Annotated in this window: 20 protein-coding genes; 15 read left to right on the top strand and 5 right to left on the bottom strand. The window is 71.2% G+C overall.

What is annotated here, in order from left to right; genetic code table 11:
• Window positions 1-4: 4 nt before the first annotated feature.
• Entirely contained in the window at window positions 5-778 is a 774-nt protein-coding gene (locus RS86_RS19080; RefSeq protein ID WP_045273848.1) for an isocitrate lyase/PEP mutase family protein, read from the top strand.
• 70 nt (window positions 779-848) lie between these two features.
• Window positions 849-2,606 (top strand): proline--tRNA ligase, encoded by a 1,758-nt coding sequence (locus tag RS86_RS19075; protein WP_045273847.1) that lies wholly within the window; start codon window positions 849-851, stop codon window positions 2,604-2,606.
• A 68-nt stretch (window positions 2,607-2,674) separates the two neighbouring features.
• Here the strand turns inward: RS86_RS19075 and RS86_RS19070 are convergent, their stop codons facing one another.
• Both RS86_RS19070 and RS86_RS19065 read right to left on the bottom strand, forming a co-directional pair.
• Window positions 2,675-3,277 (bottom strand): TetR family transcriptional regulator, encoded by a 603-nt coding sequence (locus tag RS86_RS19070; RefSeq protein ID WP_045273846.1) that lies wholly within the window; start codon window positions 3,275-3,277, stop codon window positions 2,675-2,677.
• 51 nt (window positions 3,278-3,328) lie between these two features.
• Window positions 3,329-4,819 (bottom strand): APC family permease, encoded by a 1,491-nt coding sequence (locus RS86_RS19065; protein WP_045273988.1) that lies wholly within the window; start codon window positions 4,817-4,819, stop codon window positions 3,329-3,331.
• A 148-nt stretch (window positions 4,820-4,967) separates the two neighbouring features.
• On the opposite strand from RS86_RS19065, the gene RS86_RS19060 reads away from it, so the two are divergent.
• From RS86_RS19060 to RS86_RS19045, 4 genes are all read left to right on the top strand, one after another.
• Window positions 4,968-6,128: a P1 family peptidase gene (locus RS86_RS19060; protein ID WP_045273845.1), complete on the top strand. Its 1,161-nt coding sequence runs from the start codon at window positions 4,968-4,970 to the stop codon at window positions 6,126-6,128.
• A gap of 35 nt (window positions 6,129-6,163) precedes the next feature.
• On the top strand, window positions 6,164-6,760 hold the full coding sequence (locus RS86_RS19055; protein WP_045273844.1) for a pyridoxine/pyridoxamine 5'-phosphate oxidase: 597 nt from the start codon (window positions 6,164-6,166) through the stop codon (window positions 6,758-6,760).
• A complete protein-coding gene (locus RS86_RS19050; protein ID WP_045273843.1) occupies window positions 6,757-7,197 on the top strand; it encodes a cupin domain-containing protein in 441 nt (146 codons plus the stop codon). The genes RS86_RS19055 and RS86_RS19050 overlap by 4 nt, the downstream gene beginning before the upstream one ends.
• Window positions 7,198-7,265: 68 nt before the next feature.
• On the top strand, window positions 7,266-8,333 hold the full coding sequence (locus RS86_RS19045; RefSeq protein ID WP_045273842.1) for a TIGR00730 family Rossman fold protein: 1,068 nt from the start codon (window positions 7,266-7,268) through the stop codon (window positions 8,331-8,333).
• 99 nt (window positions 8,334-8,432) lie between these two features.
• Here the strand turns inward: RS86_RS19045 and RS86_RS21055 are convergent, their stop codons facing one another.
• Together RS86_RS21055 and RS86_RS19035 are read right to left on the bottom strand one after the other, a co-directional pair.
• Window positions 8,433-8,729, bottom strand: a complete 297-nt coding sequence (locus RS86_RS21055; RefSeq protein ID WP_052680389.1) for a helix-turn-helix domain-containing protein — start codon at window positions 8,727-8,729, stop codon at window positions 8,433-8,435.
• A gap of 82 nt (window positions 8,730-8,811) precedes the next feature.
• A complete protein-coding gene (locus tag RS86_RS19035; protein WP_152642237.1) occupies window positions 8,812-10,170 on the bottom strand; it encodes a flavin monoamine oxidase family protein in 1,359 nt (452 codons plus the stop codon).
• A gap of 144 nt (window positions 10,171-10,314) precedes the next feature.
• Here RS86_RS19035 and nusA point away from each other — a divergent pair, with 144 nt between their 5' ends.
• The 5 genes from nusA (at window position 10,315) to RS86_RS19015 (ending at window position 17,437) form a co-directional block, all read left to right on the top strand.
• A complete protein-coding gene (nusA, locus tag RS86_RS19030) occupies window positions 10,315-11,301 on the top strand; it encodes a transcription termination factor NusA (protein ID WP_045273841.1) in 987 nt (328 codons plus the stop codon).
• A 117-nt stretch (window positions 11,302-11,418) separates the two neighbouring features.
• Window positions 11,419-11,709, top strand: a complete 291-nt coding sequence (locus RS86_RS20230) for a YlxR family protein (protein WP_082076906.1) — start codon at window positions 11,419-11,421, stop codon at window positions 11,707-11,709.
• A gap of 59 nt (window positions 11,710-11,768) precedes the next feature.
• Window positions 11,769-14,543: a translation initiation factor IF-2 gene (infB, locus tag RS86_RS19025; RefSeq protein WP_235281839.1), complete on the top strand. Its 2,775-nt coding sequence runs from the start codon at window positions 11,769-11,771 to the stop codon at window positions 14,541-14,543.
• Window positions 14,544-14,686: 143 nt separating this feature from the next.
• Window positions 14,687-15,118 (top strand): 30S ribosome-binding factor RbfA, encoded by a 432-nt coding sequence (gene rbfA, locus RS86_RS19020; RefSeq protein ID WP_045273839.1) that lies wholly within the window; start codon window positions 14,687-14,689, stop codon window positions 15,116-15,118.
• A 291-nt stretch (window positions 15,119-15,409) separates the two neighbouring features.
• A complete protein-coding gene (locus RS86_RS19015; RefSeq protein WP_045273838.1) occupies window positions 15,410-17,437 on the top strand; it encodes a LuxR family transcriptional regulator in 2,028 nt (675 codons plus the stop codon).
• Window positions 17,438-17,473: 36 nt separating this feature from the next.
• Here the strand turns inward: RS86_RS19015 and RS86_RS19010 are convergent, their stop codons facing one another.
• The gene (locus RS86_RS19010; protein ID WP_082076905.1) at window positions 17,474-18,370 is read right to left on the bottom strand and encodes an A/G-specific adenine glycosylase; all 897 of its coding nucleotides are present in this window, start codon (window positions 18,368-18,370) and stop codon (window positions 17,474-17,476) included.
• An 85-nt stretch (window positions 18,371-18,455) separates the two neighbouring features.
• Here RS86_RS19010 and truB point away from each other — a divergent pair, with 85 nt between their 5' ends.
• From truB to RS86_RS18990, 4 genes are all read left to right on the top strand, one after another.
• Window positions 18,456-19,352 carry a tRNA pseudouridine(55) synthase TruB gene (gene truB, locus RS86_RS19005; protein WP_045273837.1) on the top strand — a complete coding sequence of 299 codons (897 nt, stop codon included), beginning with the start codon at window positions 18,456-18,458 and terminating at the stop codon, window positions 19,350-19,352.
• Complete coding sequence (locus RS86_RS19000) at window positions 19,349-19,720, top strand: hypothetical protein (RefSeq protein WP_045273836.1); 372 nt, start codon at window positions 19,349-19,351, stop codon at window positions 19,718-19,720. The genes truB and RS86_RS19000 overlap by 4 nt, the downstream gene beginning before the upstream one ends.
• Before the next feature lie 136 nt (window positions 19,721-19,856).
• Entirely contained in the window at window positions 19,857-20,291 is a 435-nt protein-coding gene (locus RS86_RS18995) for a hypothetical protein (RefSeq protein ID WP_152642248.1), read from the top strand.
• Window positions 20,288-21,265, top strand: a complete 978-nt coding sequence (locus RS86_RS18990; protein ID WP_045273834.1) for a bifunctional riboflavin kinase/FAD synthetase — start codon at window positions 20,288-20,290, stop codon at window positions 21,263-21,265. The genes RS86_RS18995 and RS86_RS18990 overlap by 4 nt, the downstream gene beginning before the upstream one ends.
• Window positions 21,266-21,352: the final 87 nt, after the last annotated feature.

The following is a 21,352-nucleotide window of genomic DNA, read 5'->3' as shown; positions in this document are numbered from 1 at the left end:
GACCATGACCACCTCTGCCGACAAGGCCCGCACCCTCGCCGCGCTCTACGCGGCACCCGAGATCCTCCGCGTCGTGAACGTCTGGGACGTCGTCTCCGCCAAGGCGATCGCCGCACTGCCCGAGACCACGGCCATCGCCACCGCGGGCCACTCCATCGCCTCCTCCTACGGCTACGCCGACGGCGCGATCCCGCGCGAGCTCATGCTCGACATGGTCGGCCGCATCGCCGCCGCGGTCGAGCTGCCGGTGACCGCCGACCTCGACGACGGCTACGGCGACGCGGGGGAGACCGTGCGCCTCGCGATCGGTGCGGGCGTCGTGGGTGCGAACGTCGAGGACCGGCTGCGCCCCCTCGCCGAGGCCGCGGCCGATGTCGAGGCGATGATCCGGGCCGGTGAGGCCGAGGGCGTTCCGTTCGTGCTCAACGCCCGCACCGACGCCTTCGTCCGCGGCGGAGGCCGCCCCGTCGAGGAGTCCGTCGCCGACGCGATCGCGCGCGGCCGGGCCTACCTGGACGCCGGCGCGACCGCGGTGTTCGTGCCGGGGATCCTCGACGCCGACACCACCCGCGCCCTCGTCGAGGGGATCGGTCACGGCAAGGTCAGCGTGATCGGCCTGCCCGGCGCGCTCACCTCCACCGAGTACGAGGCGCTCGGCGCCGCCCGCATCTCCTTCGGCCCGCTGCCGCAGCGGGTCGCCCTCACCGCGTTGCAGGACAACGCGGCAGAGCTCTACGCGGGCGGGGTCATCCCGGCGAGCACGCGCGCGCTGAACTGATCCGACCTGCCGATCGCCCCGCCTCTGCAACCCGCACAGGCGGGGCGATCGTCGTCAGTAGACTTGTCCGGTGGTCACACGTCTCTCGAACTTCTTCCTCCGCACGCTCCGCGAAGACCCGGCCGGCGCCGAGGTCGCGAGCCACAAGCTGCTGATCCGCGCCGGATACATCCGACCGCAGGCGTCTGGCATCTTCGCCTGGCTCCCGCTGGGCCTGCGCGTCAAGGCGCGTATCGAAAAGGTCGTCCGCGAGGAGATGGCCGCAGCGGGCGCCCAGGAGGTGCACTTCCCGGCGCTCATGCCGCGTGAGGCATACGAGGCGTCCGGCCGCTGGGACGAGTACGGCGACCTGCTGTTCCGACTGCAGGACCGCAAGGGCGGCGACTATCTGCTCGCGCCCACGCATGAGGAGGCGTTCACGCTCCTTGTGAAGGACCTCTACTCCTCGTACAAGGACCTGCCGCTGACGATCTACCAGATCCAGGACAAGTACCGCGACGAGGCCAGGCCCCGCGCCGGCCTGCTGCGCGGCCGCGAGTTCACGATGAAGGACGCCTACTCGTTCGACGCCAGCGATGCCGGGCTCGACGTCAGCTACCAGGCGCAGCGCGACGCCTACGAGCGCATCTTCCAGCGCCTCGGCCTGGAGTACGTCATCGTGCAGGCCGACGCCGGCGCCATGGGCGGATCCCGCAGCGAAGAGTTCCTGCACCCGACGCCCGTCGGCGAGGACACCTTCGTGCGTTCGGAGGGCGGCTACGCGGCCAACGTCGAGGCGTACACGACCGCGATCCCGGAGCCCCTCCCGTTCGACGCGGCGAGCGCCCCCGTGATCTTCGACTCGCCGAACACACCCACGATCGAGACGCTCGTGACGCATGCGAACGCGAACCTCGAGGGCGAGTTCACGGCGGCCGACACGCTGAAGAACGTCGTGCTCGCGCTCACGCACCTCGACGGCACCCGCGAACTGGTCGTCATCGGCATCCCCGGTGACCGCGAGGTCGACGAGAAGCGCGCGGAGGTCGCCTTCGCCCCCGCCGAGATCGAGCCGGCGACCCCCGACGACTTCGAGAAGCACCCGCTGCTGGTCAAGGGCTACATCGGCCCGTGGTCGCCCACGGGTGCGATCCTCGGCGAGGAGTCCGCGACCGGGATCCGGTACCTCCTCGACCCCCGCGTCGTCGAGGGCACGAGCTGGATCACGGGCGCGAACATCGATCAGAAGCACGCGCACTCCGTGATCGCGGGCCGCGACTTCTCCGCGGACGGCGTCGTGGAGATCGCCAACGTGCGCGAGGGCGACGCTGCGCCCGACGGGTCCGGCCCCGTGCATCTCGCGCGCGGCATGGAGATCGGCCACGTCTTCCAGCTCGGCCGCAAGTACGCCGACGCGCTCGGGCTCAAGGTGCTCGACGAGAACGGCAAGCTCGTGACCGTCACGATGGGCTCCTACGGCATCGGCGTGACCCGCATCCTCGCGATCATCGCGGAGCTCAACAACGACGACAAGGGGCTCATCTGGCCCGCCTCGGTGGCGCCGTTCGACGTGCACGTGGTGGCCGCCGGCCGCGACCAGGTCGCGTTCGACGTGGCCGCGGACGCCGCGGCCCAGCTCGAGGCCGCGGGTCTCGACGTGCTCTACGACGACCGCCCCAAGGTCTCGCCCGGGGTCAAGTTCGGCGACGCCGAGCTCGTGGGCGTGCCGCGCGTGCTCGTCGTCGGCCGCGGCGCCGCCGACGGCCAGGTCGAGCTGTGGGATCGTCGCAGCGGCGAGCGCGACACCGTCTCCCTCGCGGAGGCCCTGCAGACGCTCGCCACGCGCTGACCGCCGCCCTGCAGTGCGAAGGCCCCGGGATCCGAATCGGATCCCGGGGCCTTCCGCATGCACGAGGGTCACTCCGCGGTGATCTCGCAGCCCAGCGCGAGCGACGCGTAGGAGAGGATGTTCGCGCGATAGGTCGTGGCGCCGTGCTCGAGGCCGATCAGCGGGTAGAGGTCGTATGCGTCTTCGAGCGCGACGATGTTGCGCGCGATCACGGTGAGCTCCGCCGCGGGCCGGAAGACGCCGAGCGCGGCCCCGATCTCGATCGTGGAGCGGTACAGGCTCACCTGGCGCTCCACGATCGAGCGGTGCAGCGGACGGTACTGGGGCTGCTCGCGCAGCAGCGGGATGCTCTCGTACGCCATGCGCAGATGGTCGCTGATCTCATCGGGCACACCAGCCTCGACCAGCTTCGCGAGCCGACGGATCGGATCCGGCTCCTGCTCCGCGATCACCCTGCGGTGCTCGTACATCTCCTCCAGTACGCCCTCGACGGTCGCGTACATGAGGTCGTCGAAGCTGGAGAAGTAGTAGAGCACGCTGCCGGCGCTCACCGACGCCTCGGCCGCGACCGCGCGCACGTTCGTCGCGTTCAGCCCGCTCCGGCCGGCGACCCGGCGGGTGGCCGAGATGAGCTCGGCACGGCGTGCGCTGTGCTTGTGCGGTGCCGGCACGGCGACCCCTTCCTGCGAACTGTCGGAGCCGTCGCGTCCGGATGTCGGCGCTCAGCCCTCGTCGTCCACGACCACCGTGGTCAGCTCAGCATAGTGCCGGGGGTTGCGGGCCTTGAGGACGAAGCCGATCACGATCCCGGCGAGGAACAGGACAGGGGTAGGAGCCAGCAGAGCGATGTTGATGGGACCCTCGACCCCCGAGACGAGACCGAAGTTCGTCGCGATGAGGATCCACCCCACGATCAGGCCGATCGCGCCGAGCGCCGGCGCGACGATCACGCGCCAGACGCTGTGCTCTCGACGGTCGCGCAGGAAGAAGCCGACGACGGCGATCGCGGCGACAGCCTGCGCGAACACGAGGCCGGCGACGCCCACCGAATACACCGGCAGGGCGAAGCCGAGGAACGGATCCGCCCCGGTGGCGAGCGTGATCACGATCGCGGCGAGCGAGATGATGCTCATCACGAGACTCGCGTGGTGCGGAGCCTGGGTCTTGATCTGCGTGCGGGCGAGCCAGGCGGGCAGCAGTCGCTCGCGGCCGATCGAGAACAGGTAGCGGGTGCAGGCGTTGTGGAACGCGAGCAGACAGGCGAAGAAGCTCGTGACGATGAGGATGCGCATCGTGATCGACGCCCAGAGGCCCAGGTACTGCTCGCCGGCGTTGAACACCATGTCCTGGAAGGTGTCCTCCTGCGCGAGCTTGAGCACGCCGTCCACGCCGAAGGCGACCGTGAGGATCCAGAACGTGAAGGCGTAGAAGATCCCGAGGAACGCGATCGCGATGTAGGTCGCCATCGGGACCGTGCGGGTGGGACGGATCGCCTCCTCGGTGTAGATCGCGGTGCTCTCGAAGCCGAGGTAGGCGCCGAAGCCGAACACGAACAGCGCACCGCTGCCCGCGGCGAAGAACACGTTCTGCGGGGCGAACGCGGCGAACGAGATCGGCTCCGGACCGCCCTGTGCGAGGACGCCGATGGCGAGGATCAGCAGGATCGCGACCTCTGCGGTGAGGAGGACGGCGAGGACCTTCGCGCCCACGTCGATCTTGCGATAGCCGAGGATGCCGACCACGAGGAAGGCGATGAGCGCGTAGACGGTCCACGGCAGGTCGATCCCGAACAGCGCCGAGAACGTCATCTCGCCGAAGAAGCCCACGAAGCCGTAGAAGCAGATGCAGAGCGCCGCGTAGGAGAAGATCGTGACGAACACGATCCCGATCCCGATCGGCTTGCCGAGCCCCTTCGCGCCGTAGATGTAGAAGGCGCCGGCGTTGCGGACGTAGCGGGACATCGCGGTGAACCCCACAGCGAACAGCATCAGCACGATGCCGGAGGCGAGCATGGCCCCCGGGCCGCCGATCCCCGCGAGACGGAAGTCGGTGGGAGCGGCGCTGGCCACCACCGTGAGCGGCGCCGCGGCGGAGATCACGAAGAAGACGATCGCCCAGACGCCCAGTCGGCGGCGGGCGAGCGCGGTGCCACCGGTGAGCGCGGCGTCGGCCGGGGCGGCGACCGCGGAATCGGCGGGGGAAGGTCGAGACATCATCGGCTCCTGGTTCGATCCGCCGTCGCATCGGGACAGCGACGGCGCTTGAACAGTGATTCAAGAGTGTCAAGTCGATCCTGTCAAGCAATTGGTTGCGATCTGTCGTAAGATTCTGAACAATCGTTCAAAGTAGATCGGAGACCCCATGACGTCGCATCCCCCCTCGCCGCAGCCGGAGGGGCGCCCGCGCGCCCGCGATCTCGGCATCGAGTTCGACGGCGAGCCCGGTGCACTGGATGCGATCACGGACGTCCCAGGGCTCGAGGTCGGCTTCAGGACGCTCATCGCGGGGGAAGGCCCCCATGCGGTGCGTTCCGGGGTGACCGCGATCCTGCCTCGCGGGCGTGGCGGCGTCGGCGATGCGTGCGCGGCGGCCGTGCACTCCTTCAACGGCAACGGCGAGCTCACCGGCCGCAGCTGGATCGACGAGTCCGGATCCGTCGCGCTGCCGATCGCGATCACGAACTCGCACGGCGTCGGCCCGGTGCACGCCGGCGTCGACGCCTGGCTGGCCGCGAACCGCCCCGACCTGGCCGCGCAGTGGCTGCTGCCGGTCGTGGGGGAGACGTGGGATGGCTACCTCAACGACATCAACGGCGCCCACGTGCGACCGGAGCACGCGGTGCAGGCGCTGGATGCGGCGACGGCGGGGCCGGTCGCGGAGGGCAACGTCGGCGGGGGCACCGGCATGAACTGCTACGGCTTCAAGGGCGGCACGGGCACGGCCTCCCGAGTCGTGCACCATGGCGAGGACGAATACGTGGTCGCCGCGCTCATCCAGGCGAACTTCGGCTCGCGCGCGGAGCTGCGCCTGCACGGCATCCCGCTCGGGCGACAGACCGCGGCGCCGAACCCGATGGGCGACACCGACTGGTTCGCCCAGGACCGGGCCGCAGGACGCGCCGTGGGAGGGGCCGGATCCGCGATCGTCGTCATCGCCACGAATGCGCCGCTGCTGCCGGGGCAGTGCGCGGCGCTCGCCCGCCGCGGGGCGCTGGGCCTCGGCCGCAGCGGAACGACCGGCAGCCACTTCTCCGGAGACATCGTGCTGGCGCTGTCGACCGCGAACCCCGGGGCGCTGAGCTCGGTGTTCCCCTCCGACGAGCGCGCCGAGTACGAGCAGCTGCGCTTCGTGCCGTGGGGGCGGATGGATCCGTTCCTCACCGCGGCGGTGCAGGCCGTCGACGAGGCGGTCTGGAACGCCCTCGTCGCGGCGGAGGACATGGTCGGCCGCGACGGTCACGAGAGCGTCGCGCTCCCGCACGACGAGGTCCGCGCGGCCGTGGCGCGGCTCGCGGAGCGCTGAGACCTCGGCGGGTGCGTGTCCTGCAGGATGGGGGCATGGACACCACGCCTGCCGCCTGGCTGCGAGCACGCCCCTCGCTCACCGGATCCGCTCCTGCGCTGCATCCCGACGCGGTGCCGGACGATCCGCTCGCACTGTTCCTGAACTGGATCACGGCCGCGGCGGAGGCCGGCGTCGCCGAGCCTCATGCGGTGACCCTGGCGACGGTCGACGCCGACGGCGTTCCGGACGCGCGCACCCTCATCCTCAAGGACGTGGACGAGCGCGGCTGGGCGTTCGCGGGCACGCGCTCCTCCGCCAAGGGCCGCCAGCTCGCGGCGAATCCCGCAGCTGCGCTGAACTTCTGGTGGCAGCCGGTGCTGCGCGCCGTGCGGGTGCGGGGGCCGGTGATCGAGGCTTCCGCGGAGGAGATCGCCGCCGATCTCGCGGCGCGTTCCGAGGCAGCGCGCGCCGGGGTCGCCGAGGGCGACTGGGTGCTCTGGCGGATCGTTCCGAGCTGGATCGAGTTCTGGCAGGGTGCGACGGACCGCAGGCACACCCGCATCGTGTACACCCGGGAGGGAGATCGCTGGCTCCGGTCCTGGAGCGGTGGCGAGGGCACGCGTCAGGGCGCGGAGGAGGAGAGCGGATGAGCGACTATCAGGTCATGAGCATCGGGAGCCCCGACGAGTGGCGGGCCTTCCACGGCGGGTTCGACGAGACGCGCTCGCGCGACGGACGGCGCGTCGTCGACCACGAGCTCACGATGCAGTACATCGGCATGACAGCCAACGCCCTGGTCCCCGGTGAGGAGGCGGGCTACTGGCATACGCATGCGCGGATCGAGGAGCTCTACGTGTTCCTCGCCGGACGCGGTCAGATGGGTGTCGGCGACGACGTCGTCGAGGTCGGACCCGGTTCGGTCGTCCGCGTCGGCCAGGGCGTGCCGCGCACCTGGCGCGCCCGCCCGGACAGTCCCAGCGAGCTGCGCTGGCTCTGCATCCGCGCCGGCGGCGAGTCGCTGCCGCACCTCCCCGACGACAGCGCGCGCCTGCCGGAGCGTCCCATGCCCTGGCCTGCCGCGGACTGACGGACGCGGGCGAGGGCTGCTCCGCGCGGCGGCGTCCGCCGACGCGGGGGGCGTGACACGCTGGAGGCATGACCGACGAGATCCTGCCTCCCGCCCTCAGGGCCGAGATCAACGCCGTGCTCGACGACGCCGGTGTGCACGCCGACCGGCGCCTGGTGCTGCGGATGCTGCAGACCGCCGTGCTGCTCGGCGAGGACGGCACGGACCGGCTGGATCTGAAGATCGCCTCGGCCGCCCTCTCCGAGATGCGCAGCGCCTTCCGGCTGTTCGCTCCGTTCCACGGTGTGCCGAAGGTCACGGTCTTCGGATCCGCCCGCACCGCGCAGGACGACCCCCTGTACCGGCAGGCGCGCGATGTGGCGGCGGCGCTCGCCGCGGAGGGCTGGATGGTGGTGACCGGCGCGGGGCCGGGGATCATGCAGGCCGCCGCCGAAGGGGCGGGCCCTGAGCGCTCCCTCGGGGTCTCGATCCGGCTCCCGTTCGAAGAGAAGGCCAACACGATCGTCGCCGAGCAGGAGCACGTCGTCGCGATGAAGTACTTCTTCACGCGCAAGCTCATGCTCATGAAGGAGTCGGGCGGGTTCATCTGCCTGCCGGGAGGCTTCGGCACCCTGGACGAGATGTTCGAGCTGCTCACGCTGCAGCAGACCGGCAAGGCGGAGCCCATGCCGATCGTGCTGCTCGACGAACCGGGCGGAACGTTCTGGCGGGGGCTGGAGCGCTTCGTCCAGGAGGACCTCGCGCCGACCGGCGTGATCTCGCCCGGCGACTTCGACCGCGTGCGGATCACCGACTCCGTGACCGAGGCAGCGGCGGTCGTCACCGGATTCTGGCGCAACTACGACTCGCTGCGGTGGGTGGGGGACCTGCTCGTCCTCCGGCTGCGCGCGGAGCCGACCTCGGACGAGATCGCGCAGCTGAACGAGCAGTTCGGATCGATGCTGTCCTCCGGCCGCATCGAGGCCTGCGGTCCGCAGCCCGCGGAACTCGCCGACAAGGACCGCGTGGAGCTGCCGCGGCTGTCGCTGCACCTCGACCAGCGCTCGGTCGGGAGCCTCTTCCGCCTCATCGGAGCGGTCAACCGGTTCGGCTCCGCTCCCTCCGCTCCTTCCGCCCCTTCCGCCCCTTCCGCCTGAACACGCCCTTCCACTTCCGAGTCGTCCCCATGAGAGGACGCCATGGGGTCCGCTCATGGGGACGACCGGAGATGGAGTGGAACTCAGGAGGGGCGGGGGTCAGCGGGCGGGGGCCTGCAGATACGCGAGGATGGCGCGGACGCGACGGTTGCCGTCGGGGGAGTCCTCGATGCCGAGTTTGGCGAAGATGCCGCCGATGTGCGTCTCGACGGTTCGCTCGGAGAGGAACAGATGCCCGCCGATCGCCGCGTTCGACCAGCCCTCGGACATGAGCGCCAGCACCTCGAGCTCGCGCGGAGTGAGCGCGTCCAGAGCACGGCCCGACGGGTCGGCGCCGAGCGGCGCGATCACGGCGCGCACGTCGTCACCGCCTCGACGATCGTCCCGGTCGTCCACGGTTCTCGGGTAGTCGGAGCCCCCAGCGCGGCCTCCATGACAGCACTGTAGAACCAAAGCAGCGCGAGCGGTACCGTCCTGCTCACGCCTCGGAGCGTCGGATCCCCTCGGCGAAGGCGGCGAGGTCGACAGGCCGCCCCAGCACCCGCTCCGCGGCGCGCGCGCCCGACGCGTAGGCCCCGCCGACCGTCGCGGGCTCCTCGCCCCAGGTGGCCTCGCCGGCGAAGTGCAGCACGCCGTCCGCCGGGCCTGCGAGCGCGTCGTGGTCGTGGTGCGAGGATCCGGTCGCGACGTGCGAATACGAGCCGTGCGAGAAGGGATCCTCGCCCCAGCGCGTGATCCAGCGGGCGATCGGATCCGGGACGGCCTCGCCGTAGAGCCGTCTCAGCGCCGCCACCGCGTCTGCAGCGGCGGCGTCGTCGGTGAGCGTCTGCACATGCCTCCCGAAGGGGCCCGCGGCGAAGGTCAGGAGCGTCGGCCGGCCGCTGATCGCGGACACGTCGTACCAGGAGTGCCAGTGCTCGCCGGGCTCGCCGAGAGCGCGGATCGCATAGGCGCCGTCCTCCCAGAAGCGTTCGGGGAACTGCAGGAACAGCTTGTTGAACACCCCCATGCCGAGCCGCGCGATCGGATCCGCGACTTCGGCGGGCAGGGGCGGCTCGAAGGCGATCGCGCCCGCCTTCAGCACCCCGAGCGGCACGGTGACGATCGTCTGCGCCGCGGCGAACACGCCGCGGTCGGTCTCGACGCGCACACCGTCCGCGACGCGCGCGATCCGCCGCACCACGTGCTCGAGCCGCACGTCCAGTCCCGCCGCGATGCGGTGCGGCAGCTCGTCGTAGCCCCGGGGGAACACCACCTCGTCGCCGTCGATCGTGTCCTCGTCGAGCCCGTGGGCGTCGAGGTCGCCGATCCAGGCACCGCACTGCTCCTCGACGCGGTGCCGGAAGAACTCCCGGATCTCGTCGATGCGCTCGGGATCCAGGGCGTCTTCGCGGCGCTCGAGCCCGTCCAGCGCGCGCTCCGTCACATCGAGGTAGGTATCGCCGGGAGTCGACCGGGAGATCGCCTCCTCCAGGGCGCGATCGGCCATCTCGACGTCGGCGACCCACTGCGCGCTCTCCGCCGCGGACATCCGGCTCCCCGTGCCGTCGAAGTCGGCGATGGGGCGCCCGCCGGCCTGGAAGCTGCCGACGGTGAACTCGATCGTCGGCAGGTCAAGCGCCTGCGCGAGCTCCCACAGGCGGGAATCATCGATCCCGTGGATCCAGGACGCGCCGAGGTCCACGGAGAAGCCGGCCTCGCGGTCCGTGTGCATGCGCCCGCCGATCCGGTTCCGCGCCTCCAGCACCAGTACGCGCTGTCCCGCGTCGGCGAGCAGCCGTGCCGCGGTCGCGCCGGACATGCCGGCACCGATCACGATCGTGTCGAACTCGGGCACATGTCCTCCTCGGGGCGTCCTCGCCGTCGTCGTCCCCGACCCGGCGACCGGGGGACTTCGCCGAGGGGGGTCCGGCCAGGGTATCGTTGTACGGATGTCGTGCGTGCGGGTGCGCGCCGACGAGAGCTGAACAGGGAGGCCGTCATGGATATCGATCTCGGGTTGCTGCGCACGATCGAGCGGGAGAAGGAGATTCCCTTCGACGAGCTGATCGCGATCATCGAGCAGGCCGTCCTGACCGCCTACGCCAAGCACGACTCCCAAGAGGGCGTGCTGACCGAGGGCACTCGCGTCGACCTCGACCGCAAGACCGGTCACGTGACCGTCATGGTCCCCGTGCGCGACGACGAGGGCGCGATCATCGGCGAGGAGGACTCGACGCCCGACGACTTCGGCCGCATCGCGGCCTTCGCCGCCAAGCAGGTCATCGGCCAGCGTCTGCGCGACATCGCCGACGACGCCGTGCTCGGAGAGTTCCGCGGCAAGGAGGGCGACATCGTCGCCGGCGTGATCCAGCAGGGTCCGAACCCGCGCATGATCCACGTCGATCTCGGATCCGTCGAGGCCATCCTCCCGCCCGAGGAGCAGGTCCCCGGCGAGGAGTACGCGCACGGCACGCGCATCCGCGTGTACGTGACCTCCGTCGCCAAGGGGATGAAGGGTCCGGCGATCACCGTGTCCCGCACGCACCCCGGACTCGTGCGCAAGCTGTTCGCGCTCGAGGTGCCGGAGATCGCCGCGGGCCTGGTCGAGATCGTCGCGCTGGCCCGTGAGGCGGGGCACCGCAGCAAGATCGCGGTGAAGGCGAATGACCCGGCCATCAACGCCAAGGGCGCATGCATCGGCGAGATGGGCCGACGGGTCCGCGCGGTCACCGAGGAGCTGGCCGGGGAGAAGATCGACATCGTCGACTACCACCAGGACCTCGCGACGTTCGTCGCGCACGCCCTTTCGCCCGCGAAGGTGACCAGCGCGTTCGTGCTCGACTCCGGCACCAAGGCCGTCCGTGCCCTGGTCCCCGACTACCAGCTGTCGCTCGCGATCGGCAAGGAGGGCCAGAACGCCCGCCTCGCCGCCAAGCTCACCGGCGCCAAGATCGACATCCAGCCGGACTCGATTCTCGACGCGTGACGGAGCGATGCGACGCAGTCGCGTTGATGCGTCACGGGTCAAGGCTGAGCAACGCGAAGCGACTGAGACGAAGCCTCCCGTCGCTCGCGAACAAGCGCCTGAGATCCGAGGTGTAAGATGGAACCCGTACGAACGTGTGTCGGTTGCCGCGCTCGTGCATCTCGCACCGCCCTGCTCAGGGTGGCAATCCGGAACGGTGAGCTCGTCTTCGACGAGCAGGCCGTGCTGCCGGGGCGGGGTGCGTGGGTGCATCCGGCACTGGAGTGCGTGGTCACCGCCCTGCGGAGACGCGCCTTCGCCCGTGCGCTCCGTGTGTCCGCTGCAATGGAATTCCCGGAAGCAGAGAACACGCAGACCCTCGAGAAACGGCTGAACGGCTATGGAAACAAAGTGAACGGCTCGAAATGAGACCCGTCCGCGACTAGTGGTCTGCCCTGCCAGGGCGGACCGACCCTGACAGGAGAATTGTGGCTGGTAAACCACGCGTGCACGAGATCGCCGCTGAACTCGGCGTCGACAGTAAGTTCGCACTCGCGAAGCTCAAGGAGCTCGGCGAGTTCGTGAAGTCCCCCTCATCTACGATCGAGCCTCCGGTCGCGCGCAAGCTGCGCGCCGCCATCGAGGCCGGCAAGCCGACCGGTGCTGCGCCTGCGGGCGCCCCGGCCGCGAAGCCCGGCGGCGCCACGCCTGCCGCGGCGTCCTCCGGCGCGCCCAAGCCCGGCCCCAAGGCGCCGACCCCCGGCCCCAAGCCGGGTCCGGCCAAGCCTGCTGAGCCGGCTCCGGCGCCGGTCGCGGAGCAGCCCGCTGCCCCGGCCGCGCCTGCCGCTCCGGCTGAGCCCTCCGCGGAGAAGTCGTCCGCGCCCAAGCCCGGTGGCTCCGGCGCTCCGCGCCCCGGCGCCCCGCGTCCGGGGAACAACCCGTTCTCCTCGCAGCAGGGCATGGGCTCGCGTCCGGCGGGTCCCCGCCCGGGCAACAACCCCTTCTCCTCGCAGCAGGGCATGGGCTCGCGTCCGACGCCGGGCAACATCCCGCGTCCGCAGGCTCCGCGCCCCGGTTCCCCGCGTATCGGCGCACCCCGCCCGGGTCCTGGCGGACGTGCCGGCGGTCCCGGTCGTCCCGGCGGCGGCGGTCGTCCTGGCGCTCCGTTCCAGCAGCGCACCGGCGGTCCCGGTCGTCCCGGCGGCGCCGGTGCCGGCGCGGGCGGTGGCTTCCAGCGCCCCGGTGGCGCTCCGGCCGGCGGTTTCGCCGGTCGTCCCGGCGGTGGTGGCGGTCGAGGCCGCGGCCCCGGTGGTGGCACCGCCGGCGCATTCGGCAAGGGCGGCGGCAAGAGCAAGCAGCGCAAGTCGCGGCGGGCGAAGCGGCAAGAGTTCGAGATGCGGTCGGCGCCGGTCGTCGGCGGCGTCAACGTCTCCAAGGGCAACGGCGAGATCATCCGCCTGCGCCGCGGCGCATCGATCGCGGACTTCGCGGACAAGCTCGAGGCCCTGCGCGGCTACACCGTGCAGCCCGGCACGCTCGTGACGATCCTGTTCAACCTCGGCGAGATGGCCACGGCCACCGAGTCGCTGGACGAGGCGACGTTCGAGGTTCTCGGCGCCGAGCTCGGCTACACCATCCAAATGGTCTCGCCCGAGGACGAGGACAAGGAGCTCCTCGAGGGCTTCGGTCTCGACCTCGAGGCCGAGCTGGAGGCGGAGAGCGAGGACGACCTCGAGATCCGTCCCCCGGTGGTCACCGTCATGGGTCACGTCGACCATGGTAAGACCCGACTGCTCGACGCGATCCGCCAGACCAACGTCATCGACGGCGAGGCCGGCGGGATCACGCAGCACATCGGTGCGTACCAGGTGTGGACCGAGCACGAGGGCATCGAGCGTGCGATCACCTTCATCGACACCCCTGGTCACGAGGCGTTCACCGCCATGCGTGCCCGTGGTGCGCAGGTGACCGACATCGCGATCCTCGTGGTCGCGGCCGACGACGGCATCATGCCGCAGACGGTCGAGGCGCTGAACCACGCCCAGGCGGCCAACGTGCCGATCGTGGTCGCGGTCAACAAGGTCGACAAGCCCGAGGCCAACCCGGCCAAGGTGCGTCAGCAGCTCACCGAGTACGGACTCGTCGCAGAGGAGTACGGCGGAGACGTCATCTTCGTGGACGTCTCGGCGCGTGCGAACACCGGAATCCAGGAGCTCCTGGACGCCGTTCTGCTCACCGCTGATGCCGGTCTGGACCTCACCGCGAACCCGAACAAGGCTGCGCGAGGCATCGCCATCGAGGCGAAGCTCGACAAGGGCCGCGGCTCGGTCGCGACCGTGCTGATCCAGTCCGGAACCCTCCGGATCGGCGACGCGATCGTCGCGGGCACCGCATACGGACGCGTCCGCGCCATGATCGACGAGAACGGCGACGCGGTCGAGGCCGCAGCTCCGTCCCGTCCGGTCCAGGTGCAGGGTCTGAACTCGGTCCCGCGTGCCGGCGACGTCTTCATCGTGACCGACGAGGACCGCATGGCCCGTCAGATCGCGGAGAAGCGCGAAGCCGTCGAGCGCAACGCGCAGCTGGCGAAGGCCCGCAAGCGCATCTCGCTCGAGGACTTCACGCGTGCTCTCGAAGAGGGCAAGGTCGAGACGCTCAACCTCATCATCAAGGGCGACGTGTCCGGTGCCGTCGAGGCGCTGGAGGAGTCGCTGCTCAAGATCGAGGTCGACGACTCGGTGCAGCTGCGCATCATCCACCGCGGTGTCGGCGCCGTCACCGAGTCGGACGTGAACCTGGCGACGATCGACAACGCGATCATCGTGGGCTTCAACGTCCGTCCCGACCCGAAGGCCCGTGAGGCCGCGTCCCGCGAGGGCGTGGACGTGCGGTTCTACTCGGTCATCTACAACGCGATCGACGAGATCGAGAACTCCCTCAAGGGCATGCTCAAGCCGGAGTTCGAAGAGGTCCAGTCGGGTGTCGCCGAGATCCGCGAGGTGTTCCGCTCCTCGAAGTTCGGCAACATCGCCGGTGTCATCGTGCGGTCGGGAACGATCACGCGCAACGCCAAGGCTCGCGTCATCCGCGACGGCATCGTCCTCGCCGATGGCCTGGCCATCGAGTCGCTGCGCCGCTTCAAGGACGACGTCACCGAGGTCCGCACGGACTTCGAGGCGGGTATCGGCCTGGGCAAGTACAACGACATCCAGATCGGTGACGAGATCGAGACCACCGAGATGGTGGAGAAGCCGCGCGCCTGATCGCGCATCGGAACGCCTGAGGCACCCTGTGCCGACCTTACGGGGCCCCGGTCCGCTTCGCGGACGCCCCGACGGTCGTCACAGGGTGTCTCAGGCTCCGCCCGTATCGCCGTGGCGGAAGAGAGTAGTGAGAGGGTAAGGACATGGCCGGAGAACGACAGGCACGACTCGCGGATCGGATCCGCGTCATCCTCGCTGAGCGGCTGGAGAAGGGGCTCCGCGATCCGCGCCTCGGCTTCGTAACGATCACCGAGGTGCGCGTCACGGGTGACCTGCAGCATGCGTCCGCGTTCTACACCGTGCTGGGCACGGAGGAGGAGCGCGTCGCGTCTGGCGCCGCGCTCACCGCGGCGACCGGGCTGCTTCGCAAAGAGGTCGGGCGTCAGCTCGGCGTGCGCCTCGTGCCCACGCTGGAGTTCATCCCCGACGCTCTGCCCGAGAACGCCGACCACATCAACGATCTGCTCCGTCAGGCGCGCGAGCGCGATCAGCAGGTCGCCGGCATCGCCGCCTCCGCCTCGTTCGCGGGCGAGGCCGACCCGTACGTCAAGCCGCGCGAAGACGACGAGGAGTAGATCGGATCGCGCCGCATCGCGGCACCGTGAGACTCGCGCAGAGGGCCTGGGAACGCTTGTTTCCAGGCCCTCTCTCGTGTTCTGCCGCGTCGATGGCAGTTCTTCGACAGGGTTCAAGAACCTTGGTGAGTGCCAAGGGCCCTTGCTAGCATCCGAGCGCGTGCGCGACGAGGCGCACGGTCGAGCACAGCGGGGGGCTGCGCGATGGGGGACACGAAGAGCGCGCGACCGCGCGATCCGCGAGCGGGAAGAAGATCCCCGGCCGCGCAGGGGGACGAGAACGCCTCCACTGTGCCGGGAGGCGTCCGCTACGTCGCTCCGCACGTGCGCTCGGCGATCGACCGCGCGTGCGGCGGCCGCACGGCGGCGTCCGCCGCGGTTCTTGCGGCCCTGGATCCGGAGCAGCGGCACGGATGGCGGGCTCTGCCGGATCCGCTTCCGGCGATCCCCGCGGGAGATGCGCAAGCCCGACGCGTTCTTCCGCGCGATGCGGATCCGGGGCGGGCGCTCGCGCTGGCGCTGTGCGGAACCGGATCGGTGCAGGTCCTCTGCGCGATCGCGAGGTGCGCGCCCGACCGGATCCCGGAGTCGCCGCTCGCCGGCCTCGCCCGGCTGCGGGGCGGGCGTTTCCGGTTCGCCGATGCGGAACTGCGCGTCCAGGTGCTCGCCGCAGCGACGCCGCAGGAGCGCCTGCGTGCCCACCAGTTGCTCGCGCGGGTCCTCGCGGGCATGGGAGAGAGCGAGGCCGCGCTGTGGCATCGTGCTCGCGGCGCGGTGGTGGGCGATCCCACGCTGGTCGAACCGCTCCTCGCGCGTGCGTGCGCTGCGCTTCACGACGCAGACGCGGGGCGCGCGTGGTCGTGTGCGACGGAGGCCGCGGAGCACGCGTCGCCCGGTACGTCGCCGCACGCCAGGGCTCTGCTGCTCAGCGGATACGCGGCCCTGGCGGGAGGGTGGATCGGGGACGCCCTGGAGCGCTTCGCACAGACGCTGCGCATCGATCGCGGGTATCGCGGTGAGGCGGCAACGGTGTTCGCCCTGGCGCATGTCCTGCGGCACGGCACGTCGCCGGCGCGGGATCCGCGGGTCTCAGCCGAGGCGATCGGCCGCGGGTGCGGATTCGCCGCGGTGCTGAGCGCACCCTTCGGCGCGGCCCTCGGCGACCGTGAGCCAGACCTGCGCCGGCTCATGGCGGTGGTGCCGGGCGCCGACGGCGCGATCGATGACGGCGATCCCCTCCATCGCGTGACGGACGCCCTCCGCACCGGCCTCGACGGCGATCCGGACGCCGGGATCCGCGCCCTCGCGGATCCGGAGCCGACCATCGGCGGCGAACCCCTGCTCGGCCTGCGCGCGGGCGCCCCACTGCTGCGCGCCAGGCGAGCGGTCGCCGACGTGCTGCTCCACGTCTGGGCGGGGCGGATCGGCACCGCGTACGGTCTCCTGAGCGCCTCCGCCGCGGAACTCCCGGTGGCGCTCCCTTTCGGCGGCGTCGCCGCGGCGTTGTGCCGTCGGCTCGAACTCGCCGTCGAGGGTCGTATCGGACGGCTGTCGCTCGAGCTCGCCGCGGCCTCGCCGTGGACGCACGACTCCGACGGCTTCGTGGACCGCGCGATCGACGCCTATCTGCGGGGGCGCAGTGACGAGGCTGCCGTGCATATGGCGCTCTGGGCGGATCGGGGAATGTCCTCGGAGCGGCTCGGGCTTCCCGGACTGGACGAGGTCGGTCCGCTGGGGGCTCGCATGGCGCCGGAGCCGCCCGAGGCCGCGCTCGCGCGAACGCTGCGTGAGCGTGTCCGCTCCGCGCGGGAGTCGTCCTGGCGCACGGACCTCGAGGCCGTGGCGGCGGAGAGCCGGGGGATCCGCTCGCCGTTCGAACGTGCCAGGGTCGAGGCGATGCTGGGGTCCACCGCCGCGGCCCGCGGCGACCGCGGCCGCGGCGTGCGGCACCTGCGCGCGGCGCTCAGCTTGTTCGAGGAATCTGGAGCCCTGGCGTGGCGGGGCATGGTCGGCCGGCGGCTTCGGGCCCTGGGGGTGAGCCGGCTGCCCTCCGCTGCGGGCACCGGTGCGCCGGAGCGGGATCCGGCGCCCTCGTCCCTGGAGGTGTGCCGTGCGATGTGGGAACCCATCCTCACCCCGCGGGAGCTGGACGTCGCCCTGCTCATGGCCGAGGGACGAACGAACAGGGAGATCGCGCTCGCCCTGCAGGTGTCGGTGCGGACCGTGGAGGTGCACGGCGGGCGCGTCTTCGCCAAAGTCGACGTGCGCACCCGGCATGAGCTGACCGTGCTCGCGCACCGCACGGACCAGCACCTCTGAGCCGCCGTCCGTCCGGGCACGGCGGGCGCGATGAGGTCAGCGCGGAAGCAGGAGTTCGCCGTCCGCCGCCTCCAGGAGTCCGTCGGCGATGAGCGAGTCGATCGCGCGGTCGCGCTGGATCGCGTCCGGCCAGTCCGGGAGCACAGCATCGGCGGGCAGGCGGTGCCCCTCGGCGTGCCGCAGTGCGCGGAGCGCGCCGCCGCGCGCCTGCCGGTCCGATCCCTCATACTTCGCCTGCCGCCGCCGGCGGTCCTCGCCGTCGGGGAAGCCCGCGGCGCGCCAGGCGCACAGATCGGCGAGCGGGCAGCGTGCGCAGTCCGCGCGGCGGGCGGTGCATACGGTCGCGCCGAGCTCCATGGTCGCCGCGTTCACGACGGCGGCGTCGCCGGGCTCGTCCGGGAGCAGGGCGAGCATGTCGTCCAGGTCGCGACGAGAGGGCGGATCCGGTTGGGCGCGCCCGTGCACGACGCGCGCGATCACCCGGCGGGTGTTCGTGTCGACCACGGGGTGGCGGTCGCCGAACGCGAACACGGCGACGGCGCGTGCGGTGTAGTCGCCGATGCCGGGGAGCGCCAGCAGGGCGGGCACGTCGCGCGGCGTGACGCCCGCGTGCTCATCGCGGATCGCCGTCGCGGCCCGGTGCAGCCACAGCGCCCGACGCGGGTAGCCGAGGTTCGCCCACTGCTGCAGCACCTCGGCCGGGGTCGCGGCCGCGAGCGAGAGCGGATCCGGCCAGCGTGCGAGCCAGGCCTCCAGGTGCGGGATCACCCGGTTCACGGGCGTCTGCTGCAGCATGAACTCGCTCACCAGCACGCCCCACGCGCCGTACCGGGCGAGGTACTCCTCGCGTCGCCAGGGCAGATCCCGAGCATGATCCCGGTACCAGGCGATCAGCGCGGACGCGATCGGCGCGGAGGCGGGGGAGTCGGGCACGGGAGTCCACGCTACCGCGCGACGGAGTCCCTGCGTCGGGTGCAGCCCGTCGGATCCCGGATCCCGGGGCCTCTAGGCTGGGAGGATGGCAACCAGCGGGATCCTGCTCGTCGACAAACCGGGCGGGATGACGAGTCACGACGTCGTCGCCCGCACCCGCCGCGTCTTCGGCACGCGCAAGGTCGGGCACGCCGGCACGCTCGACCCGATGGCCACAGGCCTGCTCGTGGTCGGCATCGAGGCGGCGACGCGCCTGCTCACCTTCGTGGTCGGGGCGGACAAGACCTACCTCGCCAGGATCCGCCTCGGTCAGTCCACAGGCACGGACGACGCCGACGGGGAGATTCTGACCTCGGCGGATCCGGAGCGGGTCGCCGCGATCAGCGCGGGCGAGATCGCCACCGGCGTCGCCGCGCTCACCGGTGCCATCTCGCAGGTGCCCAGCGCCGTCTCCGCGATCAAGGTCGATGGCCGCCGGGCCTATGACCGGGTGCGCGCAGGGGAGGAGGTCGTGCTCGCGGCCCGCGACGTGGTGGTGTCCCGCTTCGACGTGCTCGACGACCGCCCGGGCGACGGCGGCGTGCGCGACCTCGACGTGGTCGTGGACTGCTCCTCCGGGACCTACATCCGCGCCCTCGCCCGCGATCTCGGAGCCGCCCTCGGCGTCGGTGCGCACCTCACGGCGCTGCGCCGCACCCGCGTCGGCCCGTTCGACGTGGCCGATGCGTCTTCGCTCGACGACCTCGCGGAGGCTCGCCCGCTGAGCGCGGCCGATGCCGCGGCGCGGATACTGCCGGTCCTCGAGGTCAGCGCGCAGGAGGCCGTCGACCTGCGTCACGGCAAGCGTCTGGCCGGTCAGCGTGCAAGGCTCGAAGGCCCGCGCGCCGCGGCGATCGATCCGGACGGCGCCCTGATCGGCATCGTTGAGCGCCGCGGCGATGATCTGAAGAGCGCGATGAACATGCCGGAGGGGGCGTCATGATCCTCTGGTTCACGGTCGTGCAGCTCGTGGTCGCCGTCGCCGCCGGCCTGCTCTGCCTGATCATGGGCTTCGCGGGCAAGCGCCCCAACGACTGGACGGTCGGTTCCCTCGCTCTGATCGAACTCCTGCTCATCGTGCAGGCGGTCCTGGCGATCGTCTCGCCGTTCGCCGGGAATCCGGCCCTGGGCGATCCGCTCGAGTACGGCGTGTATCTGGTCTCGGCGATCCTGCTGCCGATCGGCGGAGCGATCTGGGCGCTGCTCGAGCGTTCGCGGTGGAGCACCGTGATCATGGGCGTGGTCGCGCTCGCGCTGGCCGTGATGATCTGGCGCATGCAGGTCATCTGGATCACCCCGATCGGCGGCTGAGCACGTCCGCGCGCGAGGGCCACAGGTCCTCGCGTTCCGTAGAATGGAGTCCGCCATGAGCACCGCGCGACCCTCGACCCCGTCCGACTCCGCCCCCCAGCCGGAGGGCTCCTCCGTCGCACCGCCCAGACCCCGCATGCGGGGCGTGGGCCGCGTGCTCGTGATCGTCTACGCGGTCATGGCGCTGGGCGCGACAGGCAGGTCCTTCGTGCAGATCGCGCGGGCCTTCGACGAGGCGCCGCTCGCGTACTCCCTGTCCGCGGCCTCCGCGGTCGTCTACATCGTCGCCACGCTTGCGCTGATCGGATCCGGGCGCCCCGGCTGGTACCGCGTCGCGTGGGTCGCCATCGTGTTCGAGATGGTCGGCGTCCTGGTCGTCGGAACCCTGAGCCTGACCCACCCCGCGCTCTTCCAGCATCAGACCGTGTGGTCGCAGTACGGCCTCGGCTACGTGCTGATCCCGCTGTTCCTTCCGATGGTCGGACTGTGGTGGCTCGTCACGCACCGCCCGGCCCGCACGGCGCCCGCGGTCACGGACGGCACCGCCTCGTCGAACGGATCCGCCGCATGATCGTGTTCCGCGATCCCTCCGAGATCCCCGCGGACTTCGGACGCACGGTCGCCGCGATCGGCAAGTTCGACGGTGTGCACTCCGGACATCGCGCGGTGTTCCGCCGCGCTCAGCAGGATGCAGCGCGGATCGGTGCGAAGACCGTGGCGGTGACCTTCGACCGCAACCCGCTGAGCGTGCTGCGCCCCGATCGGTGCCCGGACGATCTCGTGTCGGTCGAGCGCAAGATCGAACTGCTCTCCGGGTGCGGGCTGGACGCCGTCCTCGTGCTGACCTTCGACGAGCAGCTGGCCTCGCGCACGGCGGAGGATTTCGCGCAGGCGATCCTCGTCGACGCGCTGCACGTCGCGACGGTCCTCGTCGGACGCGACTTCCGCTTCGGCAGCGGCGGCAAGGGAACGCCGGCGCTGCTGGCAGAGCTGGGCGCGCGGAGCGACTTCACCGTCGACGTGATCGAGGACGTCTTCCTGGAGGGCACCGATCGGCGGGTCTCCTCGTCCTGGGTGCGCGAGCTGCTCGCCGCGGGCGATGTGGCACTCGCAGGCGCCGTGCTGGGCCGCCCCGTCTCGGTGCGCGGGGAGGTCGTGCACGGCCTCAAGCGCGGGCGGGAACTCGGCTTCCCGACCGCCAATCTTCCTGCCCTGCTCGACGAGATGGTGCCGGCGGACGGCGTCTACGCGGGTCGGCTGGTGGATCACACGACAGGGCTCGCGCACCCCGCCGCGATCTCCGTCGGGACCAACCCGACGTTCGACGACGTGCTGCAGCGCCAGGTCGAGGCGCACGCGATCGACAGCCCTGGACTGGACCTCTACGGGCACGATGCGACGGTCGAGTTCACCCACCGGCTGCGCGGCATGACGGCCTTCGACAGCATGGATGCACTCGTCGCGGGCATCGCCTCCGACGTCGCTCAGGCGCGGATCCTGCTGGGCATGTCGGAGCCGGATCCGGCCAACTCGCCCGCCGAGTGACCGCATCGGCCCTCGTGTGGCGTAAACTGACCACGAACCCGTTGTGATCGACGTGCGCGATGCACGCCTGCGGGGTTCTCGTCCGCT

The organism is Microbacterium azadirachtae (assembly GCF_000956505.1).
GTDB classification, from domain to species: domain Bacteria; phylum Actinomycetota; class Actinomycetes; order Actinomycetales; family Microbacteriaceae; genus Microbacterium; species Microbacterium azadirachtae_A.
The sequence above is the reverse complement of the archived record's forward strand: the minus strand, read 5'-3'. Positions and strand labels throughout refer to the sequence as shown.